General features: G+C 59.4%; 21 protein-coding genes and 2 pseudogenes. 4 read left to right on the forward strand and 19 right to left on the reverse strand.

Annotated elements, in window-relative coordinates:
* Positions 1–8: 8 nt before the first annotated feature.
* Genes ABK249_RS25685 through ABK249_RS25700 form a run of 4 tightly spaced genes read right to left on the reverse strand, consistent with a single transcriptional unit; the run spans position 9 to position 4,711 of the window.
* Positions 9–839, reverse strand: coding sequence for a carbohydrate ABC transporter permease (locus tag ABK249_RS25685; RefSeq protein WP_348864421.1), 831 nt, complete (start codon positions 837–839; stop codon positions 9–11).
* Positions 836–1,762 carry a carbohydrate ABC transporter permease gene (locus ABK249_RS25690; RefSeq protein WP_227705844.1) on the reverse strand — a complete coding sequence of 309 codons (927 nt, stop codon included), beginning with the start codon at positions 1,760–1,762 and terminating at the stop codon, positions 836–838. The genes ABK249_RS25685 and ABK249_RS25690 overlap by 4 nt, the downstream gene beginning before the upstream one ends.
* Before the next feature lie 58 nt (positions 1,763–1,820).
* On the reverse strand, positions 1,821–3,164 hold the full coding sequence (locus ABK249_RS25695; RefSeq protein ID WP_348864422.1) for an ABC transporter substrate-binding protein: 1,344 nt from the start codon (positions 3,162–3,164) through the stop codon (positions 1,821–1,823).
* Positions 3,165–3,196: 32 nt separating this feature from the next.
* Positions 3,197–4,711: a sulfatase gene (locus ABK249_RS25700; protein ID WP_348864423.1), complete on the reverse strand. Its 1,515-nt coding sequence runs from the start codon at positions 4,709–4,711 to the stop codon at positions 3,197–3,199.
* A gap of 96 nt (positions 4,712–4,807) precedes the next feature.
* Between ABK249_RS25700 and ABK249_RS25705 the strand changes: the two genes are divergently transcribed.
* Positions 4,808–5,758 (forward strand): LysR family transcriptional regulator, encoded by a 951-nt coding sequence (locus ABK249_RS25705; RefSeq protein ID WP_348864435.1) that lies wholly within the window; start codon positions 4,808–4,810, stop codon positions 5,756–5,758.
* 3 nt (positions 5,759–5,761) lie between these two features.
* On the opposite strand, the gene ABK249_RS25710 is transcribed toward ABK249_RS25705, so the two are convergent.
* Both ABK249_RS25710 and ABK249_RS25715 read right to left on the reverse strand, forming a co-directional pair.
* The gene (locus ABK249_RS25710; protein ID WP_348864424.1) at positions 5,762–7,276 is read right to left on the reverse strand and encodes a sulfatase; all 1,515 of its coding nucleotides are present in this window, start codon (positions 7,274–7,276) and stop codon (positions 5,762–5,764) included.
* A 350-nt stretch (positions 7,277–7,626) separates the two neighbouring features.
* The gene (locus ABK249_RS25715; RefSeq protein ID WP_348864425.1) at positions 7,627–8,604 is read right to left on the reverse strand and encodes an SDR family oxidoreductase; all 978 of its coding nucleotides are present in this window, start codon (positions 8,602–8,604) and stop codon (positions 7,627–7,629) included.
* A gap of 82 nt (positions 8,605–8,686) precedes the next feature.
* On the opposite strand from ABK249_RS25715, the gene ABK249_RS25720 reads away from it, so the two are divergent.
* Entirely contained in the window at positions 8,687–9,073 is a 387-nt protein-coding gene (locus ABK249_RS25720) for a winged helix-turn-helix transcriptional regulator (protein WP_227705840.1), read from the forward strand.
* A gap of 46 nt (positions 9,074–9,119) precedes the next feature.
* On the opposite strand, the gene ABK249_RS25725 is transcribed toward ABK249_RS25720, so the two are convergent.
* The 5 genes and pseudogenes from ABK249_RS25725 to ABK249_RS25745 form a co-directional block, all read right to left on the reverse strand.
* Entirely contained in the window at positions 9,120–9,767 is a 648-nt protein-coding gene (locus ABK249_RS25725) for an HD domain-containing protein (protein WP_227705839.1), read from the reverse strand.
* A 60-nt stretch (positions 9,768–9,827) separates the two neighbouring features.
* Positions 9,828–10,247 (reverse strand): cupin domain-containing protein, encoded by a 420-nt coding sequence (locus tag ABK249_RS25730; RefSeq protein ID WP_037145531.1) that lies wholly within the window; start codon positions 10,245–10,247, stop codon positions 9,828–9,830.
* 26 nt (positions 10,248–10,273) lie between these two features.
* A pseudogene (locus ABK249_RS25735) lies at positions 10,274–11,027 on the reverse strand (SDR family oxidoreductase).
* Between the two features lie 58 nt (positions 11,028–11,085).
* Positions 11,086–11,922: an alpha/beta fold hydrolase gene (locus ABK249_RS25740; protein WP_348864426.1), complete on the reverse strand. Its 837-nt coding sequence runs from the start codon at positions 11,920–11,922 to the stop codon at positions 11,086–11,088.
* Positions 11,923–12,449: 527 nt separating this feature from the next.
* Positions 12,450–12,917, reverse strand: coding sequence for an SDR family NAD(P)-dependent oxidoreductase (locus ABK249_RS25745; RefSeq protein WP_227705837.1), 468 nt, complete (start codon positions 12,915–12,917; stop codon positions 12,450–12,452).
* A 147-nt stretch (positions 12,918–13,064) separates the two neighbouring features.
* Here ABK249_RS25745 and ABK249_RS25750 point away from each other — a divergent pair, with 147 nt between their 5' ends.
* Complete coding sequence (locus ABK249_RS25750; RefSeq protein WP_227705836.1) at positions 13,065–14,132, forward strand: AraC family transcriptional regulator; 1,068 nt, start codon at positions 13,065–13,067, stop codon at positions 14,130–14,132.
* A gap of 320 nt (positions 14,133–14,452) precedes the next feature.
* The gene (locus ABK249_RS25755; protein ID WP_227705835.1) at positions 14,453–16,411 is read left to right on the forward strand and encodes a mechanosensitive ion channel family protein; all 1,959 of its coding nucleotides are present in this window, start codon (positions 14,453–14,455) and stop codon (positions 16,409–16,411) included.
* A 280-nt stretch (positions 16,412–16,691) separates the two neighbouring features.
* On the opposite strand, the gene ABK249_RS25760 is transcribed toward ABK249_RS25755, so the two are convergent.
* The 8 genes and pseudogenes from ABK249_RS25760 to ABK249_RS25795 form a co-directional block, all read right to left on the reverse strand.
* Positions 16,692–17,378 carry a SphA family protein gene (locus ABK249_RS25760; protein ID WP_348864429.1) on the reverse strand — a complete coding sequence of 229 codons (687 nt, stop codon included), beginning with the start codon at positions 17,376–17,378 and terminating at the stop codon, positions 16,692–16,694.
* A gap of 352 nt (positions 17,379–17,730) precedes the next feature.
* A complete protein-coding gene (locus ABK249_RS25765) occupies positions 17,731–18,111 on the reverse strand; it encodes a DUF1622 domain-containing protein (RefSeq protein WP_037145524.1) in 381 nt (126 codons plus the stop codon).
* Between the two features lie 54 nt (positions 18,112–18,165).
* A complete protein-coding gene (locus ABK249_RS25770) occupies positions 18,166–19,641 on the reverse strand; it encodes an arylsulfatase (protein WP_348864431.1) in 1,476 nt (491 codons plus the stop codon).
* Between the two features lie 56 nt (positions 19,642–19,697).
* A complete protein-coding gene (locus ABK249_RS25775; protein ID WP_037145521.1) occupies positions 19,698–21,257 on the reverse strand; it encodes an arylsulfatase in 1,560 nt (519 codons plus the stop codon).
* 125 nt (positions 21,258–21,382) lie between these two features.
* On the reverse strand, positions 21,383–22,030 hold the full coding sequence (locus ABK249_RS25780) for a YidH family protein (protein ID WP_037145520.1): 648 nt from the start codon (positions 22,028–22,030) through the stop codon (positions 21,383–21,385).
* A 14-nt stretch (positions 22,031–22,044) separates the two neighbouring features.
* Positions 22,045–22,548: a hypothetical protein gene (locus tag ABK249_RS25785; RefSeq protein WP_227705834.1), complete on the reverse strand. Its 504-nt coding sequence runs from the start codon at positions 22,546–22,548 to the stop codon at positions 22,045–22,047.
* 342 nt (positions 22,549–22,890) lie between these two features.
* Positions 22,891–24,231, reverse strand: a complete 1,341-nt coding sequence (locus tag ABK249_RS25790) for a tetratricopeptide repeat protein (RefSeq protein ID WP_348864432.1) — start codon at positions 24,229–24,231, stop codon at positions 22,891–22,893.
* Positions 24,232–24,356: 125 nt separating this feature from the next.
* Positions 24,357–24,467, reverse strand: a pseudogene (locus tag ABK249_RS25795) (IS630 family transposase); the annotation flags it as partial.

Raw genomic sequence — 24,467 nt, forward strand, 5'->3', positions numbered from 1 at the left:
TGGTTTTCCTATTTAACGGCGCCGGCGAGAAGACCGCGCACGACGAAACGTTGCCCGAACATGATAAAGGCGAGCGCCGGGATCATGGAGAGCATGGAGGCGGCGGCCATCTGCCCATAGAGGATCTGGTGTTCCTGGGCGAAGGTAGCGATCGCCACGGGTGCGGTCATCGTATCCGTGTTGGAGAGATTGAGAGCAATCGCGAAATCGCTCCAGGCCGAGATGAAGGCGAGCGCACCGGCCGCTGCCATGCCGCCGAGCGACAGGGGGAAGATCAGGTGACGGAAGACCTGCGCATAGGTGCAGCCGTCAAGCCGCGCCGCCTGAACGAGTTCCTTCGGGATGTTCATCACGAAGCCGATCATCAAAAATAGCGCCATCGGTAGCCCCTGCACCACCTGCGCCAGAATAAGCGCCGTATAGGTACCGTGCAGGCCGACCTGCGTGAACATCACGTACCAGGACCCGACGAATGTCAGCGTCGGTAGCATGTGGAAGACCAGCGCCCAGCCGAGCAGGATGAATGTCACCCAGCGCGGCGGCTGGAGGCGCGCCACGGTGAAGGCCGCAACTGTTGCGATGGCCAGTACCAGCAGTGTCGAGATCACTGCCACAACGGCACTATTCCAGAGATTCCAGAGGAAGTGCGATTGCCGTGAATTGATGATGAGCTGGTAATTGACGAGCGTGAATGGCGCAACCGTTGTGCCCATCAGGATGTCGATCTGCCGTTTGAACGAATTGGACAGGATCCACAGCATCGGGCCCAGAATGATCAGGGCATAACCCCAAGCCATCACGTTTCCGCCGATGCCGCTGAGGCTTCTCTTGGCATTCATGCTGCGGCATCCTTCTGTTTGCGGCGGCGGCGGACCACGGTATTTGCAACGACGATCAGTGCGGCGACGCCGAAGATCGTCAGGAGAGACATTGCCGATCCCATTCCGACCCGATCCTGCGCGAAGAAAACGCGGTTGATCGAGAAATTGATGACTTCGGTCGCCGTACCGGGACCACCGCCCGTCAGCAGGAAGACCTCGTCGAAGACCTTGAAGGAAAGGATCATGCGGAATGCCAGCGTGATCAGGATGGTCGGCATCATCAGCGGGATGGTCACGTAGCGCAATTCCTGCCAGCGGTTCTTGACGTCCAGCTTGGCAGCCTCGAACACTTCCTGGTCGAGCGATTCCAGGCCGGCAAGCGTCAGGAGGAACACGAAGGGCGTCCAGTGCCAGACGTCAACAACGACAACGGACATCAGCGCGAACCGCGGATCGCCGAGCCAGTCCACCTGCGGCAGGCTCAGGAAGCTCAGCAAGGAATTGACGATACCGAAATCACGGCCAAGCAGAAGGCGCCACATGGCCCCGATGACGATCGGAGGAATGACGATGGGCAAGAGGAAGACCGCGGTCAGCACGCTCCTGCCGATCTTTGAAGCACGACGCACCGCAAGCGCCATAGTGAACCCAAAAATCATCTGCAACGTGACGGCGCAAATCGCAAAAATGATCGTGTTCCTGACACCGGCCCAGTAGACCTCCTCGCCGGTGAAAAGCTCATGAAAATTTCGCAACCCGACGAAATCGACGACGGCCGAGCCGGACACCCACTTGACGTCGGAAAGGCTCAGATAAGCCAAATTGAAGACCGGCCAGATCGACAGAAGAGCGAGGACGATGATGGCAGGTGCAAGGGAGCCAGCCCTCCACCAGAAATTAGCGCGTTCGATTTTCGTCGCGTCTATGGGACGTATCGCCATTGTGAAAGATAACTCCAGAAAGGGGTGTCCGGGCATGGTGTCCCGGACACCGTGCGGCTCACAGCATCTTGGGAGGAGTGAGCTTGTAGCCGGCCGCAGTCAAAATCTGATTCATCTCGGTCGCGGCGCCGTTCAGAGCATCCTTGGCGGAAATCTCACCGATCAGCGCCCGGTTGAGATAAAGCGAAATGACCTCCTTCATACGCACGCCTTCCTTAAGCGGCGTATTCATCTTGGCGACATCGGCATTTTCCGAAAACGCCTTGATGAAACGGTAGGCTGGATCGCCGGCAAGTGCGGTATCGCTGAGGTCCTTGCGGATCGGGATGCCGCCAGCCTGTGTGTAGGCAACCTGCGTATCCTTTTGCAGGAACCACTTGAGGAATTTCAGCGCCGCCTTCTGGTTGGCTTCCGGCACGTTCTTCGGAATGCCCGCCATCCAGTGGCCGGCGACCGACGCGTGCTTGCCGCCCGGGCCGGCCGGCAGAAGCGCGGTTTCGATCGTGTCGGTGACGATCGACTTGTTGGGGTCCTGAAGGTCGGCGACGGCTGCGATGACCGCAGTGCCCTGGGCTGCCTTGCCGGTGGAAAGGAGCTGGATCAGTTCGGCCTGTTCAAGCGCGCCGGCATTGCCCGCGCCAACTTCCTTGTTGAGCTTGATGAACGTCTCCAGCGCCTGCAAGCCCTGCGGGCTGTTGAGCGTCACCGAAAAATCGCCGGTTTCCGGATCTGCAAAGAAGCTGCCACCATGGCTGAAGAGGACGGGCGAGAAATCGAACAGGATCGATTCACGCGTACCACGCGACACAAAGCCGTAGGTCTTCGGCGGATTGTGCAGCTTCTTGGCATTGGCCAGCAGATCATCCCAGGTCTGCGGGACCTTCAACCCGGCCTGCTTGTAGAGGTCGCTCCGGTAATAAAGCACCAGGACGTTGCCATTGGTCGGAACACCGAGGAGCTCCCCCTTGGGATCGAAGCTGTTCTTGGAGGCGTTCCAGTGGGCCGAACCACCGAAATCCAGCACACCCTCCGGCAGGGAAAAGCTGGAATCGATCTCCTTGAGCGGCCTCAGGAAACCGCCGGCATACATTTCCGCGAGCCCTTGGGCATTGATATTGATAATATCGTACGAACCCTGCTGGGCGCGAACCGAGTTGCGCATCTTGTCGACCATGCCGCCGAAGGGCGTCACGTCGAGCTGGAATTTGGTGCCGGTATCCTTCTGGTATTGATCGACAAGCGATACGAACGAGTTCAGCCAGGGCGACTGGCTGATCAGGATTCTGATCGTGCCCGCATCCTGCGCAAATGCCGGCGACGTGAGGCATGCTGCGAGGGAAAGGCCGGCAAGAAGCCTGCCCAGCGTCCTTCTCGTGTATCTGCCAATTTTTCTTTTGGACATTTCGGTTCTCCTCCCTGAATTGAAATCTCGCTCTACGATTGTTCCAGACCCATCCAGTCGAAGAATTCCGGTGTTGCGGAATGCTGTCGGAGGATGGCCGATATGGCGTCCTTGAAGCGCTCCTCCAGGTCCGGTGCATCGAGCGGGTTCTGCTGGTACGGGTCTGCAACATTGTCGTAGAGCGCCGTCTTGAAGCTCTTGAAATGGGTGCGGTCGCCGCCGGGCGGGCGTCGGGCATCGTCCAGTGCCCGAATGCTCAGCACCGGCAGGCCCTTGGTGAAATCCATCGGCTCGTGAAGCTCTGCCGTCTTCAGCTCGTCCAGCGCGAAGAAGCTGTGCAGATGCGTCGGCATCAGGGTGTATTCCCTGAGATTTTCGTCATCGAGATCAGGCGGATAAAGAAAGCAGGTATGCCTGCCGTCGGTCACGCCGATCGCGCCGCCGAACATGCCGAAGATCACCGACCTTTCCTGCTTCTCGCTTTCCACCAGTTCGAGAACCGAAGCGCCCTGCACCTCGGCTGGAATCTCCTGGTCGAAGAGCTTGAGGATCGTCGGCATCAGGTCAGGTGTCTGCGTCACGACATTGGTGCGCGTCCCTTTGCGGGCGCCGAGCTTCGGGTGGTGAACGATAAGCGGTATATGCGAAATCTCCTCATAATAGGGCATGACGTTCTTCGCCCACCAATTATGCTCTGACAGGAGATAACCATGGTCGGTCGTCAGGATGAGGCATGTGTCTTCCCAGAGATTGTGGGTATCGAAATAGTCGAGCAGACTGCCGAAATATTCGTCGCACATAGCGACCAGGGCAGCATAATTTGCGCGTATTTCGGCGACCTCGTCCTCGCTTTCTGAAACCGGCGCGTATTTCGGCCAATCTATAATCGGGCCGTCATAATTCGTCTTGAGCTTCTCGCGAAACCGCTTCGGCGTGTAGAAGGGCTCGTGCGGATCGAAGCATTCCAGATGCAGCATCCAGTTGTCGGCGCCGCGGTTGTTGTCCAGGAATTCGAACGCCCGGTCAAAGCACTGGACGGCCGGGAAATCCTTCTCTTCCTTGATGAACTCCCGATTGATCTGATGCTGCAGGCGGTTCGCCTGGTTCGGACCGTTATAATGCTGGTTGGAATACTCTTTGCGGAAGCGATCGAGCGGCGGCTGAACCAACGCCTTCCAGGTGTCGTACTCCTGGCCGCGCACGAAATCCCAGGTCGAATAACGGGAATGATACGTCGCTCCGCCGTCTTCGAAATAGTGGAAGTGGTCAGTCAGGAGATGTGTGTAAACGCCGTTCTTCTTCAGAAGCTCCGGCATGGAATTGTCGAAGGGTTCGAGAGGTCCCCAGGATCGGTGCATGAAGTTGAGACGCCCTGTATGAAGGTCGCGCCGCGCCGGCATGCAGGGCAGGCTGCCGACATAATGATTATCGAAGGTCAGAGACCGCGCTGCAAACCGATCGAAATTCGGCGTCGGAACAGCTGTTCCCCCATAACAACCCAGAGCAAGCCTGTTCAACGAGTCGAACAGCACAAAAACTGCACGCATCAACGATCCTCCATGAGCGGAAACTAGCGGCAGTCTTCGGCTTGCGCTAATACCTCTCACATCGATGTCGATAACCTGGGGATATCGCTTGTGGCGATGCATCATATCTGGCGGCTGCATCATTTTCTGAGTGTTGCGGAACAGGGAAGCTTTCACGCGGCAGCAAGGGCGATCAATGTCAGCCAGCCGGCGTTGACCAAATCGATCCGCCTGCTCGAGCAGGATCTCGGCTGCTCGCTGTTCGTGAGGCTACCGGGTGGCGTGCGGCTAACCGAGGCGGGCGAGCTCTTCCGACACCGGGCACGGGAGATCGAGGCGTCATGGAATGCATCGCTGGTCGAACTCAAGGTGCAAACGCGCGGCCTCGGCGGCGAGATGCGCATCGGCGGCGGACCAGTTTATTCGGCAGTCTATTTTCCCAACATGCTGGCCGACCTGCGTACCAATTTCCCGAACCTGCGGGTCGCAGTGTCGACCGGTGTCGGCGCGGATCTTCTGCCGCTGCTGCAGCGCGGTGATCTGAGATGCTATGCTGGCGGCATTCCCACCGAGATCGACGGACTAGGCCGCGATTTCATCACGGATATCCTCTACGATCAGGAGAATTCACTGTTCGCATCCAGCCAGCATCCGCTGTTCGACGGGGGCGAGATCACGCCCGAGAAGCTTCTCGACTATCCCTGGCTGAGCCTGTTCAGCGGTGGACTGGCGAACGGCAAGATCGATCGATTTTTTGCAAGCCATGACCTGCCAGCACCGCCGCTTGCGCTCGAATCTCATTCCCTGCAGATTGCGCTCAAGATGCTGGTCGAGCACAATTTCATCGCCTGCATGCCGGTGCCGCTCGCCCAGAGCTATTCGACCCTGCAATTGCGCGAAATCCATATGGAAGGTTTCCATTGGAGCATTCCGACCGGCATCACCTATCATCGCTCCTCTAAGGATTTTCCGCCGATCAAGGTGATGCGGAAATTCCTCGAGAAGGCGACTCCCTTTGCAATGGCCAGTCGATCCGACAAGAAAAAGGCCTCGCAAGCGGGGCCTTGAAGGCTATTGCGTAAGCCCATACCACCGATAGACTTCCGGCGGCGTATCGTGTGCCGCGAGTTCACCGAGCAGTAGACGCGTGAGCCGTGCCTGATGTCCGGCATCCTCGACAGTTATTTCCTGCTTCGGATCGTTGATGACATTGTAGAGACGCGTGCCGAGATCCTCGAAACCCTTGCTGTCATTCCCGGGCGGACGAGGCACGCCCTTCAAGGCATCAATGGCGAGCAGCGGTATGCCCTTGGTAAAATCAAACGGCGGCGCCAACCTGGCCGTGCGCAGTTCTTCCGCATCGAACGGCACGGTCATATGCGCGGGCGCCAGCGTGTATTCCACCAGTCCGTCCGCCAGAACATTCGGCGGATAGTGATAGAGCACCCATTCGCCATCCGTCACGCCGATCGGCCCGGAAAACACGCCGAATGCCGCAACATCGCGCTGGCGGACATCCTTTTCGAGCAGCGGCAGCAGGCTGCGGGCTCGCACCTCACCTGGGATCTCCAGGCCGTAAAAATCCAGGAAGGTCGGCATCAGGTCACCGGTCTGGGTCAGGCTCAGCCGGCGCTCTCCTGCCCGGTTCTTGAAATCCGGGTGATGTATCATCAGCGGAATATGGGAGATTTCCTCGTAATAGGGCATGCGGATCTTGCCCCACCAACCATGTTCCGACAGGAGGAACCCATGGTCGGTGCTCAGCACGACGCAGGTGTCGTCCCACATATGATGTTCATCCATGTAGTCGAGCAGCTTGCCGAAATAGTCGTCGCACATCGCCACAAGCGCCGCATAATTCGCGCGGATCTCGGTCATCTCTTCCGGATTTTCGGCCACCCTGTCGTAATGCGGCCAGTCCAGGATGCTGCCCTGGTAACCTGTCGCATACAGTTCCTTGAAGCGATCCGCCGCATGGAAAGGCTCATGTGGATCGAAGCATTCGAGCATCAGGAACCAATTGTCGGCCATCCGGTTGCGGTCAAGGAAATCAAAGGCCGAGGCAAAGCAGCGCGGACCGGGCATGTCCTGCTCCTGCTGCATCTCGGTCCGGTTGATCGCATGCTGCAGCCGCTTGCTCGGTTTTTTGACATTGTAATGCCGCTGGTCGAATTTCTCGGCGATCATGTCCAGCGGCGGCGCGACCATCGGAACCCAAGGATCGTATTCCTGCCCGCGGATATAGTCGTAGCTCGAAAATTTCGTGTGAAAACCATGCCCGCCGTCTTCGAAGTAGTGCAGGTGATCGGTGATCAGGTGGGTATAGACGCCCTTCCCCTTCATGATCTGCGCAAACGAATTGTCGTATGGCTCCAGAGGTCCCCAGGAGCGGTGCATGAAGTTAAGCCGGCCGGAATGCAGATCGCGCCGTGCCGGCATGCAGGGCAGCGAGCCGGCATAGTGTCTGTCGAAGGTAACGCAGCGCTCGGCGAACCGGTCGAAATTGGGCGTGGCGATGCCGGTTCCGCCATAACAGCCGAGAGCGTCGCGGTTGAGCGAGTCAAAAAGGACGAAGATCGTTTTCATGAGGGTCCTCCCTGTTACCCGTTTAAGGCAAAGATCATCGCCCGCATAATCGCTCCCGGTACTGACGAGATAACCAGCGGTGATCAGTCATGTACATTTTCGACATTTGCGCTCTGCTGTTTTAGGCAACGAGCCAAGCGCATTAGGACAACGGCAGAAGATTACCGCCGTTGCCAGTCGTTCATGGTCTTGAACGGGCTGGAACCCACGACCGGTCACTTTTTGCTTTGAGCCGCCCCGTTCGCGGTCGTGATCGTCGTCGAAGACCGGAGACCGCTTTCGGTGGAGGCTGGCCCGCGCTCGAGCATCCCGGGCAAATACGCCGAAACGATCACCGCCTCATCCGGCCGCTAATCCAAGCCTACGACACCGTAGTGAAATAGACTCCGGGCTGTGTCGGTGATGGTTTCCTCCTGAGCCCGAGGACGCCATCCCAGCATTCGCCTGGCCTTCTCGCTGGTGCTCCTGCGAATGGGTGCTCTCGTCGCTTCTTCTATCAGCGGTGCTTGCACCTTCGCAGCGAACTCGCCGAGATTCTCCCTGAGGACCTTGGCGATATCGAACAGCGTGACGACATCGCCGCTCACCGCGATGAAGCGCTGTCCCCTTGCCGCCTCCGCCGCCATTGCGAGGATGTGGAGATCGGCAAGATCGCGGACATCGACCATGCCGAAATTCAAGCCAGGCAGGGGCGGAGCCCCTTCGAGAAGCTGCTTGATGAAGGCAATCGAAGCAGAAATATCCGGCCCCAGAACCGGCCCGAAAATACCGACGGGATTGATAACGGTTAATTCAAGAGCGTCGCCTTCACGCGCCATGAATTCCCAGGCCGCTCGCTCGGCAAGAACCTTGGATTTGATATAGGGCTGCATGTCCGGACCGTTCGGATCCGTCCAATCCTCCTCGTTGAAGACCTTGTCATAGTTGGTGTGGCCATAGCCGATAGCCGCGAACGAGGAGGTCAGCACGACACGCCTCACACAGGCATCTCTCGCGGCGCGCAAGACGCGCAAGGTGCCATCACGCGCCGGGACGATCAGTTCGTCCTCATTCTCCGGGGCAATCTGTGGAAACGGCGAAGCGACGTGCAGCACATAGTCACATCCGGCGACAGCAACGGGCCACCCATGGTCATCGGTCAGATCGGCCTGGCTGAAGGAAAGCTTCTGGTCGGCTTCAACACCATCATTGCGCACCATCGCCCGGACTTCGGCTTCACGCTGGGGGCTCCGTATTGTCGTTCGAACCTGATGACCTTCCTTCAGAAGCTTTGCAACTATGTGGCTCCCGACGAAACCCGAACCACCCGTAACCAATATCTTGCTCATAATATCACTCTGATTGTTTGCTTTACCGCAACATCGAGCTGTTATATGAGATTATCAAGTAGGATGGATTTTCAGACCCAGCATGAAAAATCAGACCACTGAACCACGTCTCTACGACGAAGACGAATGCGCCGGATGCACAGGCCCGGAGCCAATCGACATTCTGCGCTTCCAGCGAGCCATTCGCGCCATTACGGGCAAATGGAAGATCGAAATTGTCTGCATCCTGGTCGAAGGGCCGCTCCGGTTCGGCGAATTGCGCCGCCGACTCCCGGGAGTGACCCAGCATATGCTGACTGAGCAGCTCCGCGATCTCGCCAACAACGGCATCGTGATCCGTAGTGCTTTCGCGGAGATTCCGCCGCGCGTCGAGTATGAGCTGTCGCAAGCCGGAATCGACTTGATGCCGACGCTCCGCGAGATGCGGGACTGGATGCTCAAATATGAGCATCAATTGACGGTCTCCTGATGGGTTGCCTACAGCGAGCAGGCCGGTCGCAGAGTCGCCGCGGACCTCATTCGTCGAAGGGGGCGTTCAAGACCAGATCCACCACCGAGGGCGCCTTGTAGCCTAGAACGAACCGTTCGCCGAAATCACGCGCGAAGTTGTCATACGTCGTCTCCGGATTCTTCTCGACGATGCAACAAAAGCACTTCGTCATTTTTTGCTTCATTCCCAGCCTGGGAAATTCCGAGACAATCCTCACCAGCTCGGCGGCGGGGATGGCGTCGTAGCGCCAACCGATGACATCAAGGCCGATCCCCGCGGTGCAGAGCGCGACCTCTGGTTCCTTGTACAGGCCGATCGAAGGGGTCGAGTTGAGGGCGACGCTATCCCAGATCAATTGCGCGCGGCGACCATCGACGCCGCTCTCAGTCGCGAATGTTCGTGCAAGATCCGCCCCTTCCACCTCGAAACGGCGTGGTCCGGCGAACCTTTCGTTCAGCGTGATATCGTGCAGTAGCGTCCCGACTGCAACGACCGCCGCATCGTGCACAACGCCTTCGATCTGCCCGAGCCGCGCTGCGAAAAGCCAGGAACGGACCACGTGATTGAACAGATAAGGCTCACATTTCTCCCGCGCGTATTCAATCGCTTTGTCCACGAGCGGCGTGTCAGGGACGGACATTCCTGCAAGCATTCTACTGGCAGTTTCGGTCATGGTTACCTCCGGATCTTGCTGGGTGGCCGCCCGCAGGGTGCAGCGAGCGGCGGCTGCGGGTCACTTCTCATCCGGGATGGTCAGCACCTTCTCGTCGGTATTGACGACGAACACTGCCAACAGCTTCGACGGCTCCGCATCACTGGCATTTGCGCTGAGGCCGTGATGGTCGCCCGGTAATTCCGTGAAGCTTTCGCCAGCCTTGAAGGTCCGAACCGGCCCTCCATTGATCTGGCTTTTTACGGCGCCTTCCAGGACCGTCGCATAGATGATCGCCGACTTCGCGTGCGTGTGTGCCGGTGAGTAGCCGCCGGGGCCATATTCTACGAGAACGCCGCGAATGCTCTTACCGGGCACATCCGGGAGCGCATGCTCGTAGACGAGCGTGATTTTCGCGCTCTTGGCTCCCGGCACATCATCGGCAGATGCAGGCACGGCGTACGCCGCAGCCAGGAGCAATGGGAAAAGATAGTATCTCATGGGCGTATCCCCGAAGGTTAGAAGCATCAAGTGGGCCGGTGGGCGCCAAGCCAGTCGTCGAGCGAGCTGCGACCGAGTCTCGCCTCGCCAAGCGGTACCAGCGACGTCTCCACGACCGTCCCACCGAAGTATCGCGCTTTCCGGTCACTCACGACGCTTCGGCTATCACCGATCGCCTCGAGATAGCGCGCGACGATCCGATCGAAAGGCGCCCGATCAGGACCCGCAATATCGAAATGCACGCCCCGTGGAGCGTTGGTAGCTGTTTCTGCCACGATGGCGGCCACGTCGTCCGCGGCAATCGGCTGAAACAAACCGTCCGGTAGGCGGACGATCCCATCGACAACACTGGTTTCGACGATGGCGCCGAGGAACTCCATGAACTGGGTGGCACGCACGACGCTGTAAGGGGACGCCCGAGCCTTCAATCAGCTTCTCCTGGGCCACCTTGGCCTGAAAGTAGCCGTTGTCGGGCATGCGGTCGGTGCCGACGATGGAGAGGGCAACATGATGGCGGATACCGGCCGCGCGTTCGGCGGCAAGCAGATTGCGACCCGAGGTCTCGAAGAAGGCGAGTACCGCTTGCGGCTCGAACGAGGGCGAGTTGGCGACATCGACCACCACTTCTGCGCCGGCGAGGGCTTCCGGGAGGCCTTCGCCGGTGAGGGTGTTGACGCCCGTGCTGGGTGAGGCGGCGAGCACCTCGTGACCGGCTTCGCGCAGGAGTGCTGCGGTGCGCGACCCGATCAATCCGCTGCCGCCGATAACGACGATCTTCATGAAACTGTCTCCGTTAGAACGTGATTAGAAGGCCGGCGCCAGAGCGTCGGCCTGGATCTCAGCCCTTCACGAAAGCGAGGAGGTCCGGGTTGACCACGTCGGCATGGGTGGTGCACATGCCATGCGGAAATTTCTCGTAGACCTTCAACGTGCTGTTCTTCAGGAGCTTGGCCGAAAGGAGGGCGGAGTCCGCTATCGGCACGATCTGATCGTCGTCACCGTGCATGACGAGGGTCGGCACGGTGATGACCTTCAGATCTTCGGTGAAATCGGTCTCGGAGAAGGCTTTGATCCCGTCATAGTGGGCCTTGGCGCCCCCCATCATGCCTTGACGCCACCAGTTGTCGATGACGGCTTGGATCGGCTGTGCACCGGGCCGGTTGAAGCTGTAGAAGGGACCCGACGGCAGATCGACGTAAAATTTGGAACGGTTGTCGGCGAGCGCCTTTCGCAGTCCGTCGAAAACCTCGATCGGCAAGCCGCCAGGATTGGCTGCCGTCTTCACCATAATCGGGGGAACCGCGCCGATGATGATCAGCTTGGCTACCCGGCCCTGCGGCTGCCCATGCCTGGCCACATAATGCGTCGCCTCGCCGCCGCCGGTAGAGTGGCCGATATGAACGACGTTCCTAAGATCGAGATGCTCGACGACCGCTGCGGCGTCAGCGGCATAATGGTCCATATCGTGACCCTCGCTGACCTGTGCCGAGCGCCCGTGGCCCCGCCGGTCGTGAGCCACGACCCGATAGCCGTTCTGCAGGAAGAACAGCATCTGCGTGTCCCAGTCGTCGGATGACAGCGGCCAGCCATGGTGGAACATGATGGGCTGGGCGGTCTTCAGGCCCCAGTCCTTGTAGAAGATCTCGACGCCATCGCGTGTGGTGATGGTGGCCATGCTTTGGTTCCTTTCAACGGTTGGGTTTTGGACTGTGGTTGATTGTGCTGTGGCCGGCCAGCTCGGGAGCAACGCAAGCATCGTCGCGCCCAGCCCGAAGGCAAGCAGATCCCGACGGTCGGGATCGATCGGCTCATTTGGCTTCATGTCTGTCATAACTTATCCCCTCGTCATCCATGGCAGAACGACTATTCTCCATTCGGCTTGCTTCGTCGGGTGGGATGATCGTTTTGCTTCACACTAAGCGTGCTCAGGACGTGGTAACGATCGACAATCAATGCTGGCACCCTTCATAAAAACCTCGCCAGTGATACAAGATTATATCCTTGAATAAATTCAAACATACACTATGAGACCCCCAAATAAACAGTCGGATTTAGACAAATATATTTATAAAATTCGTCCCTACTGGTTCGTTGATACGCATCTTTAAGTATCTTCGGAAAAGCAGCAAGTAGGATGTATTTTATGACCTGGTCTGAAGAAGCAGACCATCGTCGACGTATGCCGGCGGCCTCCCCATGCGATCATTCCGAACCATACCCTCGTGCCGATCGTATTCTCGGCGCTCGCCTTTGCGCTCGTGGCAGTTCCGTCCCGATCCTCCCGCCGCCTTGAGCGCCGGCCCACAGCGCAAGGGTGAACTGGAAATGACCAAGATGGTTGGTGGCGAATTGCCCTTCATGGCCATCGGCATAGCGCGTGAGCGGGGTGGCCATGATACCTGCGCTATTGATGAGGATGGAAACGGTGCGACCGGCAGAGACGACGCGTTCCGCGAAGCTGGCCATGGAAGCGGTATCGGTCAGCGCCAGCGTTTCCAGTTCGACCCGCTCCATCTTGTGCAAGGCGCCGGCCGCCTTTTCCACGTCCCGGGCAGGAACAATCACGTTTGCGCCAGCGCCGGCCAGCGCGCGGATCGCCTCCAGTCCGATGCCGGAGTAGCCACCGGTCACGATCGCAGTATGCCCGTTCAGGCCGGCGTCTCCGATCACATCGGCCGCCGTCGTGGCCGCATCAAACCCTGATCCGATTGGTATTTGAACCGGCAATATCATCCTTACCCCGCCAGACATGGTGCTGTGGCTCAGTTTCGGCTAAGAAAACGAGATGATCCATTCATCTGCGTCCGGTTTGCTGTCGTGATCGTCCAAAATGCGCCCAATGATGGTCTTTCCGATGTCCTCCGACTCGTTGACGCACACGCTGTCGCGTCGGTGACGCTGACCGCCGGAGGAGATTGGGCGATCCGCTTTCCGGCGCCCGACTACATCAAATTCTGCGCACTACGGCGGGGCACATGCTGGCTGACCACGAGCGAGGGCCTGCCGCCCCGGCAACTCAGCGAGGGCGACTGCTTCGTTGTGGTCCGTGACGCGTTCACGCTCGCCAGTTCACCGGGCGTACCGCCGATACCTGCGGTGGCGGTGTTTGGTGACTTCGGACAAAGCGGGCATTGCGGCGACGGCGATGACACGCACCTGATCGGCGGCAGCGTGCGCTTCGATACGGTGAACGGCGCGATCCTCACGGATGTCTTGCCGGCTGCGATCCTCATTTCTGGCGAGGCCGCTTCTGCCGTGCACTGGCTGCTGGAGCAACTCGATCGGGAGTGGCGAAACGCTGGACCTGGCTCGCTTCTCGCCTGCAATGATCTGCTTCGACTCATGTTCATCCATGCGCTCCGAGCCTATGTCGCCGATCTGCCGCCAGCGCCGGGGAATTGGCTCGCCGGGCTCACGGACTCGCGCATTGGCAAGCCTTGGGAAGCGATTCATGCGGATCCCGTCCGCAGTTGGACCCTAGCCGAACTTGCATGTCTTGCGGGCCAGTCGCGATCGGCCTTCGCCAGTCATTTCAAAGTAAGCGTTGGCGTGTCGCCGATGTACTATCTTGCGCGCTGGCGGATGCGGCTTGCCGCAGCGAGGCTGCGCCGTAGCCGCGAACCTGTAACCTCCATCGCCGCCTCACTGGGCTACACATCCGATAGCGCGTTCAGCGCAACGTTCCGACGGATCATGGGAGTTTCGCCCACACGCTATCGAACGAACTTTAGCGGTCGCGTTCCTGCCACGCCTGGCAGGCCCGGGAAAGACGCAATTCCAACCGAGCACACGTCCGGGGTCACTGCACGAAAGCCAAACGTTCAGCCTGCTCAAACCGCAAGCCACCATCAAATTGGTCCTCTTCGCGCTTCGAACCCGATTTAGGTCCAACGATGCCAGTAATGGAAACTTAAACCGGACAGCAGTGGGCTTGTCCCGAGCATGACGCCGAGCGCGATGCGCCAACCTTACTGCCGATCGAGAAGTCGATGCGTCCTCCGCTGGGTGGAAATTCATCCCCGTAGAGCCCTTCTTTGCCGACGTTTACGCGCGTCTGCACCTGCATTTACTGTTACCTACTTCCACAAGAGCCTCCCTTGTGGCTTCATGTGCATAGCCAGTCCATGGGAGCCGTATGAACGGCAAGCCGCGCTGGCAGATCTTCGCGGGCATAGACTCCCAGTTTCCACTCAAGAGGCCGACTAATGAAGTGGCTGATCGCACTCTTCCTGGCGCTCCTGTTGGCATGGCCTTCATTGGCGCAGACCCCGCCGCAACAGAAGATCGACGATCTTGTGCGGTTGCTGCAGGATCCTGAGATCCGTACCTGGCTGGAAAACGGGGCACCCCGGCCTGCGGGGGCGACGGCGGCTGCCGCGACCGTTAACGGTCCTTCATCCGACCTTGCCGCATGGGAAAGCTCTACTCGGGCTCGGCTAGACCAGACGTTGGCGGCCTTTCCGCGAATTCCCAGTGAAATATCGGCCGCCGCCGTGAGAATTCGAGAGGACGCTGTCTCAAGTGGTTACGCTCCCGTCTTTATCATCCTCGCAGGGCTGCTAGCTCTCGGCCTCGCTGCGGAGTGGATCTACCGTCGCACCCAACGCTTCTCGAACCTCGTTATCCGCGAACTAGCCCCGGTCGCGGTGTTCGCGATCACTATGGCCATCGTTTTCTTTGCCTTCAACTGGCCGCCGCTCGTACGCGTTGTCCTGTTGGCCTATATCTCGGCCTTCGTCCTTTACCGCGTCGGTTCCGTGCTGATCGCGCTCGCCTTGGTCGAGCAGCCGGCATCGCGGGTGCGGGCGCACATCATCCTGGGCATCGCGGCATTCGCGATGGCAACCGTATTGGCCGGCGGCTATACCGGCGTGGATCCGGCTGTTTCGGATGCCGTTTCTCTAGGTTTTTCCGTACTCGTGCTTGTTCTCGCATCCGAGGCCGTATGGTCGAGCCGGCACATTCCGGTTTCCCGCAAAATACTGCTCACGGCGTTCCTCGTAATCGTATGGATGTTCTGGTGCCTCGATCTCAAGGGCTTGTTCTGGTTGAGCTTATACGCGCTCCTGCTGCCGGAGGCTCTGAGGGCGGTTGGACGCGCAGCCGCATCCTTATCCCCAGCCGACCCCCATAGTCTGCGGGGGGTTCTGATTGTCCGAGGCGCGCGAGCACTCGCAGTGGCGGCCGCCCTCGGTTGGCTGGCGCTGGTCTGGCAGTTCAATCCGGACTCGCTCGGCCACATGAATCCTACGGTTGCGGCGATCTTCTACGGCTTGTTGAAAAGCGTCGTTGTGCTTCTCATTGCCGATCTCGCCTGGCAGATCGCGAAGACCTGGATCGATAGGAGCATGGCAGCCGCGGAGCAGAGCGGTGGCATGTCGCCGGCAGAGGCCGCGCGACGCGCCAGGTTTCGTACACTTCTGCCGATCTTCCGGCACGCTCTTGCGGCCATGGTCATCGTCATGACTGGACTGATAGTGTTGTCGGAACTCGGAGTCGAGATCGGCCCGCTGTTGGCGGGTGCAGGCGTTTTCGGCGTGGCGCTGGGATTCGGTTCCCAGACGCTCGTCAAGGATGTCATCAGTGGCATTTTCTATATGCTCGATGATGCTTTCCGGGTCGGCGAATACATCCAGGCCAGTAGCTACAAGGGGACCGTGGAAGGATTCAGCCTGCGCTCCGTGCGGCTGCGCCATCACCGGGGTCCGGTCTATACCGTACCCTTCGGCGAACTCGGCGCCGTCCAGAACATGAGCCGAGATTGGGCGGTTGTGAAATTCATAATCTCGGTTGCCTACGACACCGACGTCGCGCAGGTGAAGAAACTTACCAAGGCGGTCGGTAAGGAACTTCAGAAGGACCCGGAATTCGAGCCTCTCATCATCGAAACCCTCAAGATGAAGGGGGTCGAGAAGTTCGGCGACTACGGGATAGACTTGAGCTTCGGCATGATGCTGAAGCCGAGCCAGTTCCAGTCCATGATCCGACGGCGGGCTTACGCGATGATCAGGGAGGCATTCCAGCAGAACGGCATCAGCTTCGCGCACCCCATGGTACAGGTCGGCGGCGAAGAAAAAGACGGCGCGGCGGCGGCGATGGCGCTTCGCTCGCAGCAAATCCAGACGGCGGCGGCGGAGGGCGTGAACGCTTCGCCCCAAAGCTGATCGAACGAGCATCCGGAGCGATCTTTCGCGAGATACCGGAACATCTCGAGGGCGGAACATCAGACGTGGCACGGGCACAAGGGTCTGCTTCATAGCCCGGCACCCAAGGAGACATGAACGGCCTCGACCGATGAACCCGAGCTACCGTTATGCGCCAGCCGGTCAGAATTTCCCGCTGATGTCCAGGAAGATCGCATCACCTTTCATGCGGTTTTCCACTTCCACCTCGTGCAGCCATTTGAGGGACAAACTCACTTCCGTCTCTTCGCTCAGCTTCGCCTTATAGGAAAGATACGGTCCGACCGCTGTAATAATCGGTGTCCTGATTTTCGGTGTTGATGTCGATGCCGAGCTTCGCAGAAAAGTCCAGGCCATGCTCGGGAACGAGGCGCGTGAATCCGATTGCTGGAGTAAAAGTCCAATAATTGAGGCCGACAAAGGCCAGTTCTCCCTCCTCCCACGTGCCGGTCGGGGCGGTTATCGTCAAGGAGGTGGAGAAGAACGTGTTGAGCGCATCGTTGTGCCAGCCAAGCATGATAGGTGCAAACGCAATGTCGCCCAATCCCGCCACCTCGTCGTCGGCGTCGAAGGGTCCGACGGTTGCTGTAGCTCCGGTCCAGCCCACGGGGATCGCCGCCTGAAATCCATAGGTCCAGTTTCCGGGAAGATCCCAGTCGGGGACGTACAATCCGCCGAAAATTGTCGCCCAGATATCGGCCTCAAGACCGACCGCGATCGAACTCCCCCCAAAGGGCACGTCACTACCCGCTTCGCCATGGTAGTAAATGTTTGACACTGCCCAATAGAAACCGGGCGTCGGCGGTACAATGCCCGCCCCTGGGCCGGCGAACGCTCCCGGGATGTAGCGGCCGGCAACGGCCTCAGTGGCTCTCGCCTTGTCCAAACAAAGAAAGGAGGCGGCAACCACTGCGGATGCTGCCAGCATGTACGCTTTCGGTGCAGGCATATTCCTCTTCCCCTCTCAGAAGTTCACATGCGGAATTCCCGATTCGATCTTGAGGTCGTATGGCCGGTCGCTGACCATCCCCAATACCCCGTCTGATGTTGCCGTTGACGCTGCTCCCTTCTTCGAATGCCGTTAAGTTGCGTCCGAATGCCACCTTCCGGGACCGGATGCCCGATCCGGCTCGAAGCGGCAACTCGCGGTCACATCTGTCCCCCACCGTCTGATCGTGACGACGATACACCAGACGGAAGAAGGAAATCACTGCAGTTCACGTCGCCGAGCGCGGACGCCGGCCACTCGGCAAAGGCAGCGAAAGGCGTCATAGAGAGAACGGAGCCATGGCGAAACATTGCTATTCCTCCCTCGGGACGCTCGACAATGGCGCACTCAGAACTTTGCTCTGGCGTTCCCTGACCTCCGCCAGATCCCGTTCGAGGAAATAATTGAGGAAGGTGCGGATCACTGCGACGGCTGCGATGCGTCCCACCGCCTCCCAATCCGTTGTGATCGATGTTTCGATGATATCCGCTGCGAGCTGGAAGGTGAGCGCCGCCACCAGCCAGCGCGCGTAACGCAGCCAGATGTCGCGCCGCTCATGACCGGAGGGCGAGCTGAGCATCGCGCGCAGCCCGACGAAGAATGCCTCTGCCGTCCCGATCAGCACGATGACAAGCGCCATCCAGTCGATGATGACGATCCCGTTCTCCGTCACGGCGATCAGCCATTCCTTCATGCCACCTGGCTCCCTCGAAAAGGGGCGGCGACTGCTCGCCGCCCGCACACGGCATCAGTCGCCGCCTGCCGCCTCGCTCATCTTTGACATCGCGTCGTCGATAGTGAAGCTGTTCGGCTTCTGTACGGCCGGAAATTCCCTGAAGGTCTCCGCGAACTTCCCCGCCACAGCCTGCACCGCGTAGATGAGGTAGGCGTGCTGCATCATCCAGTCGTCGTAGGTGTTGGATGTGACGGTCGCGAACTCGTATGGATCGGTGCGCAGGTTGTAGATGACCGGTGCCCTCAGTCGCGTGAACGGGTCCCGCCAGACAGCAAGCTTGCCCGCCGTGCGCTGCTCCATGAACGTGATCTTCCAGTTGTCCATGCGGATCGCCAGCACATCGCCGTCATCGCTGAAGTAGAAGTAGAAATTTCGCGGGCTTTTCTCTTGCTCGCCGGTGAGGTAGGGCAGCAGGTTATAGCCGTCGATATGGTTTTTGTAGGTTCGCCCGATTGCCTGATAGCCCTTCTTCAGCTTGTCCACCACGTCAGGGGCGCCGGCTATCGCCAGAAACGTCGGCAGCCAGTCGTGGTGCTGCACGATTTCGTTGCTGATCGAGCCGGCCTCGATCTTCCCGGGCCAGCGCACCAGCATCGGCACACGGAAGGCGCCTTCCCAGTTGGTGTTCTTCTCGCTGCGGAAGGGCGTCGTGCCGCCATCAGGCCAGGAATTGCGGTGCGGACCGTTGTCAGTTGAGTATTGCAGGAAGGTATTTTCGGCGATGCCCATCTCGTCGAGGAAATCGAGCATCTGGCCGACATTCTTGTCGTGGTCGATCATCGTGTCGTGGTAGCCGGACTGCCAGCGCCCGGCCTGGCCCCGGCTCTCCGGCTTGGTATGGGTGTAGAGATGCATGTGCGTGGTATTGAGCCATACGAACCAAGGCTTGCCGGCCTCCTCCTGCCGACGGATGAAGTCCTGAGCGGCCGCTACGAAGTCGTCGTCGCAGGTCTCCATGCGCTTTCGGTTGAGCGGTCCCGTATCCTCGATCTTCTGCTTGCCGACCCGGCCCCAGCGCTCGTGCTTGGTCGGATCGTCCTCATCGGTCGCGAAGGTGTGGAGGACGCCGCGGGGCCCAAACTTGTCGCGAAAGTTCGGAAAATCCTTCGGCGATGGATAGTCCTCCATCTCCGGCTCCTCCTCGGCATTAAGGTGATAGAGGTTGCCGAAGAACTCGTCGAAGCCGTGATTGGTAGGCAGCATGTGGTTGAGGTCGCCCAGGTGGTTCTTGCCGAACTGTCCCGTCGCATAGCCTTGCTCCTTGAGAAGCGCCGCGATCGTGACGAGCTTGTCGGACATGCCGATGGGTGCGCCGGGAAGCCCGACCTTGGAAAGGCCGGTACGGTAGACGCTCTGGCCCGTGATGAAGGCTGACCGGCCGGCGGTGCAGGACTGCTCGCCATAGCTGTCGGTAAACATGGAGATGCCGATATCGTCGCCCCATATGACGAGAATATTCGGCTTTCCGTTCTTCGGTGACTTGGCCATGAATCTTCCTCCTGTTGCGGTCCTCCGGTCGCGACCGGAAGACCGCGGTAAGGTCTCTAATTGTTTGACGTTCTGGCAGCTTCCATCTTTGCCATCGCCGCTTCGAGGGCCTTGTGAAGGCTGAGCGTGTCGGCGCCCTGCCGGGGCGGATAGTCCTTCAGGCTCTTCAAATGCTCACCGATGAACGACTGGCCGGCGGTCGGCGCCCACATCTTCTGGGCGAAGAACTTGCGGCCCGCATAACCCCATTCGTGGGACTCCGGATCGATCTTCTCCATGGGATCCATCAGCAGGTTGAAGAGATATGGAACGCTTGGATAATACTTGTCATTCCACCAACTGCCCTCCGATTTGAGGCCGATATGCATCTTCCAGGCGTCTACGCGGACGGCCATCAGGTCCGTCTCGTCGTAGTAGAAGAATTCGCGCCGGGCGGACTTCTTAGAGGCGCCGGTCCAGTGGTCGAGGTTGTTGTAACCGTCCAGATGGACCTTGTAGGTCGCACCGTTCATCTCGTGCCCCTTGAGCAGCTTGTCCTTGAGGTCAGGCAAGCCGGCTGCCGCTGCGAGGGTCACAAACAGGTCCTCGTGGCTCTGAATGCCGTTGGATATGGAATGGGCGGGTATTTTTTCCGGCCAGCGCACCATGCATGGCACCCGCAGCCCTCCTTCCCAGGTCGTTCCCTTCTCTCCGCGGAACGGCGCATAACCACCGTCGGGCCACAACATGAGCTCGTTGCCATTGTCCGTGGTGTAGACGACGATGGTGTTGTCGGCGACGCCGAGTTCCTCGAGCTTCTGCAGGAGCGCGCCGATGTGTTCGTCGTGTTCCAGCATTTTCGCACGCACGACGTCCTCTTCGGCGCGTCCTTCGTCCACCGCCATCTGCACGTACTTCTTTTGCGGGTGCGACCAGATGTGGATTGCGGTCGTATTGAACCAGCAGAAGAAAGGCTTATCGCCCTTGCCGTTCCTATCCAGCCAGTTCAACGTTTGCTCCAGCACCTCGCTGTCGAAGGTTTCCATGCGCTCGCGTGTCAGCATGCCGGTGTTCTCGATCTTCTGTTTGCCGACGCGGCCGAAGACGGGGTCCGTGGATGAATCGTCCTCGTCTGTCGCCCAGGCATGCAGCACGCCACGCGGCCCGTATTTCTTGGTGTATTCGGGTTTCTTCTGTCCCGGGTAATCGAGCTGCTCAGGCTCTTCTTCCGCATTCAAATGGTAAAGGTTGCCAAACCATTCGTCGAAGCCGTGCACCGTCGGCAGGAACTCGTTGCGGTCGCCCAGGTGGTTTTTACCGAATTGGCTGGTCGCATAACCTTGCGATTTCAGCACCTCGGCAAGTGTCGGATCCTCCTTCTGGATGCCGCGCGGCGAGCCTGGAATACCGATGGTCGTCATGCCGGTGCGAACCGGCACCTGCCCCATGATGAAGGCTGCGCGGCCCGCCGTACAGCTCGCCTGGCCGTAGTGATCGGTGAAGATAATGCCTTCGCGCCCGATGCGGTCGATGTTGGGCGTATCGCCCATCATGCCGTTGGCATAGACGCCGACGTTCCACATCCCTATGTCATCGCCGAAGATAACGAGAATGTTTGGCTTGTCTGTCTTGGCCATAGTGCTAACTCCCTATTTGATAGCTGCTTGTTGATAGCTGCTTGCGCGGATGACCGGCTTCAGGTCGTAGGAACCGGCTGCTTCTTCCTCCTTCGAACCGGGCAGCCGGCTGTTTCCTCGGGCGGTTATCCGAACGGCCCGGCCTGAAACACCATGCTGAGGATGACGACGACTCCCATGATCAGCAGCAGGATCGCGGTGATCAGCGTTATCGAAGGGGGAAATTTGCTTTCGGCATGAACGAGCCCATCCCGCCGCATTGCCTCCCGCTCGTGGCGCAATCCCAACATGAACTGAAGATGGTAGATGATGCCGCAGACGAGCAGCACTATGCCCAGAAGGACCAGCGTGACGCCGAAATTGCGGGGTGCTGCGGCATGCGTGATGGTGCCAGCATCGCGCATCCTCTCGAAGAATTGGAAGATGGTGAAGCCGAAGGAGATCAACGACAGCGACGTGCGGATCACAGACATCAGCGTGCGGTCGGCGCTCATCCGCGTACGCTGGAAAGACATGCCGGTCCGGCGCATCGACATTTTGGTGCGATCCGTCGAAAGGTCGGTGCGGTACGTGGAAAGGTCGCTCCTGTATTCCGAGAGGGAGGTACGGTGTTCCGACAGGCCGGTCCGGTGGTTGGATAGGTTGGTCCGGTAGGCGGAATATTGTACCGAGGCGACGTCCGATTTCGACTCGTCGACTTTCGGGATGGGCGGCACCGGGCTTTCCGGCAGTTTCGCAGGCCTTTGGGGAATTGCTTTGGGCGGATTGGCCATGTAGCTCACATGTTTCAAGAAGTGGGTTTGCGGGCGAACCACCGGCCGGCGATGAGTTCGACAAGCCAGCGGAAGACGAAATAGGGAATGAGGGCGAGCAGCAGCGCCATCACCACGGCCTCGGCCGGATAAAACCGGTCGAACTCTCTCAGCTGATAAATGACGTCCATACCGATGCCGAGGAACAGGACGCGCGCCGTCGAGATAAGCCCTTCGCGCAGGCGACCGTGCCGGACTGTCGGATCCCTCCAGTTCGTCCAGAAGAAGGAGGAATGACCGTGCCTCGCATCGGAGATACCGTCCGGCAGCGCGGCGAGCAGCGCCATTGCCGGCTGCAGGATGAACCGGAAGGTCATAGGGCCGCCAAGCCGACCGAAGATATCGCTCCAAAATCGCTGGTGAACCTCCGCCGAAAAGCCATGCAGCAGAATGCCGAAGAGCAGCAGGACGATCGCGAGCGCGACGACGGTCCAGGTCAGCGCCAGCTGAAGCCGAGAAGGGTCGTCGTCCTTGCTCATTCCTGGCCTCCTTTCCGGATATCGCGACGCAGCAACCATCGCTCATCAAGCTGTCCACGTGCCGGGCATGTCGTGCCGTCGGACGGAAGACCTCAGCCGGTGGCAAGATCGCATCAACCGATCCCTTGAAGCCAAGCAGATAGGAACCTGCTCCGGCTTTCTGGCTGAACGGCAGCAGAAGAAGGGCGACTAACCCAAGAAAAATGCCTTTCGGATATGCTTGTCGTGCCGTATCTGATTGCCGGATGCTTTCAGGGGCAGCATCCGGCGCTTCGGTGAAAACACAAGTACGTTACGGTAAATGTAACTGTAAATGGCCGGCCCGTTTACGTCGCTGAGCGATCAGTCTTCCCGCGCGTAGGCGCTGGCCAGCGTCTTCAGCCGGAAGCGTGCTCCCGCCTTGCGCAGACCGTCCTCGATAGACGCGACGAGGTCGGGCCTATACCGATGAGCCACCATTCTGGCGCGGAACGTGCTCTCGAAGTCGGGAAACTCCGCACGGACTTCCGATAGCCGCTGTGCGGCCTCGGGAGATCCGAGTTGCCCGAGCGCCGCAGCCTTCAGCATGCCCGCGACGCCTCCTCCCGTGACCTGCTCCGCCAACAGGGAGGCGTCCGACCAGTCGCCCCTCCGGTAAGCGTCCAGTGCCTTCACCAGAATCGCTTCGCGCGGAACGAGGTCTGGCGAACGCCCGGCGTCTGCCGCCATATCGTTCGCGGCGTCCCAGTAACCAGCGCTGAACAGGACGCTCGCCAGGGTGGCGGCTACGTCGGGATTGTGTGGGTTCAAGGCAAGTGCGCGGTTGGCGGAGATCAGCGCACCGTCCGTCTTGCCCGCCGCGACCTGAGCGCGTGCCATGGCCATCTGCACACGGTCGGAAAGCGGATCGACGGCAACTGCATCCTCGGCGAGTTGAACCGCACGAGCGGTCGAATGCTCATCCGCATTCAATGCCGTGATCACCGAAAGCGCCGCGGCGGCGTCCGCATGCTTTGGATCCAGTTTGAGCGTTCTTTCAAGGCATTTCGCTGCGCGTCCGATCTTGCGGGCATCGCCATCCTCCAGCGCGCCTTCGGCGTGTAGCACGCAGACGTTCCCAAGGGCACTATCGGAAGTTTTCCGCAACTCGAGCAAAGTGATGACACCTTTCGTTGCAGCCAGCTTCCCGGACAGCGTGGCCGCGACATCCTCCCGCATTGCTACCGGGCTCTTGCCATTGGCCTTAACGTTTTCGACTCCTGCTTTCAGGAGATGCCCGGACTTGCCTTCAACGATCTGCCACCAGACGTTCCGGTCTTCGCCATCCGCATAGTATCTTATCTCGACATGGTAATCGGTCTTGGATGCGTGAGGTCCAATCGGTTCAGCACTGACGGTCAGGGTCTGGAATTGGGTGAGCGCGGTCAGCAGCATGTCGCGCGTCAGGCTCGCCTCGCCGTCGAGCTCCGGATCCAAGGCTCCGACAGCGACGCCGACGGTGGGAGGTTGCGTGAGGACAGGACGGCTGTAGAGCCAGGTGCCCGCGGCAACGCCGGCCGTCACGCAGACTATCGCCGCCGCCGATACGACCACAGGCCAGAACCTCGAACGACGAGGTATCCCCGGGGCGGCGGTCTTCGGGACTCCGATGGGTTCAACCGGCGGTTCGCCGATGTCGTGGTTGCCGCCGCCCGAGGAGTCCACGATGGAGAGCCTCGATCTCGTAAACAGGGTGACATAGCGCCCTCGAGGTATTTCGATCCAGACGGCCGCCTCATGACCGAAGGCTTCATAGTAGTTCTCGAGTGCGGATCTAGAGCGGGATGATTTTAGATCCGTTCATATCCGGCCTCGTTGAAATAGTTCTGGCATTCTTTTGGAGAAACGGTTTGGAGGATGGTTGCGAGCGCGTCATGGATGGCGTTGCGGCTTCTGGCCTG

Source organism: Neorhizobium phenanthreniclasticum (genome assembly GCF_040066075.1).
GTDB classification, from domain to species: domain Bacteria; phylum Pseudomonadota; class Alphaproteobacteria; order Rhizobiales; family Rhizobiaceae; genus Neorhizobium; species Neorhizobium petrolearium.

Excerpts from the sequence above, each read along its gene's own strand:
- ABK249_RS25710 (WP_348864424.1), bottom strand. The coding sequence starts at position 7,276 with ATGAAAACGATCTTCGTCCTTTTTGACTCGCTCAACCGCGACGCTCTC.
- ABK249_RS25720 (WP_227705840.1), top strand. The coding sequence starts at position 8,687 with ATGAAAAATCAGACCACTGAACCACGTCTCTACGACGAAGACGAATGC.
- ABK249_RS25755 (WP_227705835.1), top strand. The coding sequence starts at position 14,453 with ATGAAGTGGCTGATCGCACTCTTCCTGGCGCTCCTGTTGGCATGGCCT.
- ABK249_RS25775 (WP_037145521.1), bottom strand. The coding sequence starts at position 21,257 with ATGGCCAAGACAGACAAGCCAAACATTCTCGTTATCTTCGGCGATGAC.
- ABK249_RS25740 (WP_348864426.1), bottom strand. The coding sequence starts at position 11,922 with ATGGCCACCATCACCACACGCGATGGCGTCGAGATCTTCTACAAGGAC.
- ABK249_RS25770 (WP_348864431.1), bottom strand. The coding sequence starts at position 19,641 with ATGGCCAAGTCACCGAAGAACGGAAAGCCGAATATTCTCGTCATATGG.
- ABK249_RS25700 (WP_348864423.1), bottom strand. The coding sequence starts at position 4,711 with ATGCGTGCAGTTTTTGTGCTGTTCGACTCGTTGAACAGGCTTGCTCTG.
- ABK249_RS25725 (WP_227705839.1), bottom strand. The coding sequence starts at position 9,767 with ATGACCGAAACTGCCAGTAGAATGCTTGCAGGAATGTCCGTCCCTGAC.
- ABK249_RS25695 (WP_348864422.1), bottom strand. The coding sequence starts at position 3,164 with ATGTCCAAAAGAAAAATTGGCAGATACACGAGAAGGACGCTGGGCAGG.
- ABK249_RS25730 (WP_037145531.1), bottom strand. The coding sequence starts at position 10,247 with ATGAGATACTATCTTTTCCCATTGCTCCTGGCTGCGGCGTACGCCGTG.
- ABK249_RS25685 (WP_348864421.1), bottom strand. The coding sequence starts at position 839 with ATGAATGCCAAGAGAAGCCTCAGCGGCATCGGCGGAAACGTGATGGCT.
- ABK249_RS25715 (WP_348864425.1), bottom strand. The coding sequence starts at position 8,604 with ATGAGCAAGATATTGGTTACGGGTGGTTCGGGTTTCGTCGGGAGCCAC.
- ABK249_RS25705 (WP_348864435.1), top strand. The coding sequence starts at position 4,808 with ATGCATCATATCTGGCGGCTGCATCATTTTCTGAGTGTTGCGGAACAG.
- ABK249_RS25760 (WP_348864429.1), bottom strand. The coding sequence starts at position 17,378 with ATGCCTGCACCGAAAGCGTACATGCTGGCAGCATCCGCAGTGGTTGCC.
- ABK249_RS25780 (WP_037145520.1), bottom strand. The coding sequence starts at position 22,030 with ATGGCCAATCCGCCCAAAGCAATTCCCCAAAGGCCTGCGAAACTGCCG.
- ABK249_RS25765 (WP_037145524.1), bottom strand. The coding sequence starts at position 18,111 with ATGAAGGAATGGCTGATCGCCGTGACGGAGAACGGGATCGTCATCATC.
- ABK249_RS25690 (WP_227705844.1), bottom strand. The coding sequence starts at position 1,762 with ATGGCGATACGTCCCATAGACGCGACGAAAATCGAACGCGCTAATTTC.
- ABK249_RS25785 (WP_227705834.1), bottom strand. The coding sequence starts at position 22,548 with ATGAGCAAGGACGACGACCCTTCTCGGCTTCAGCTGGCGCTGACCTGG.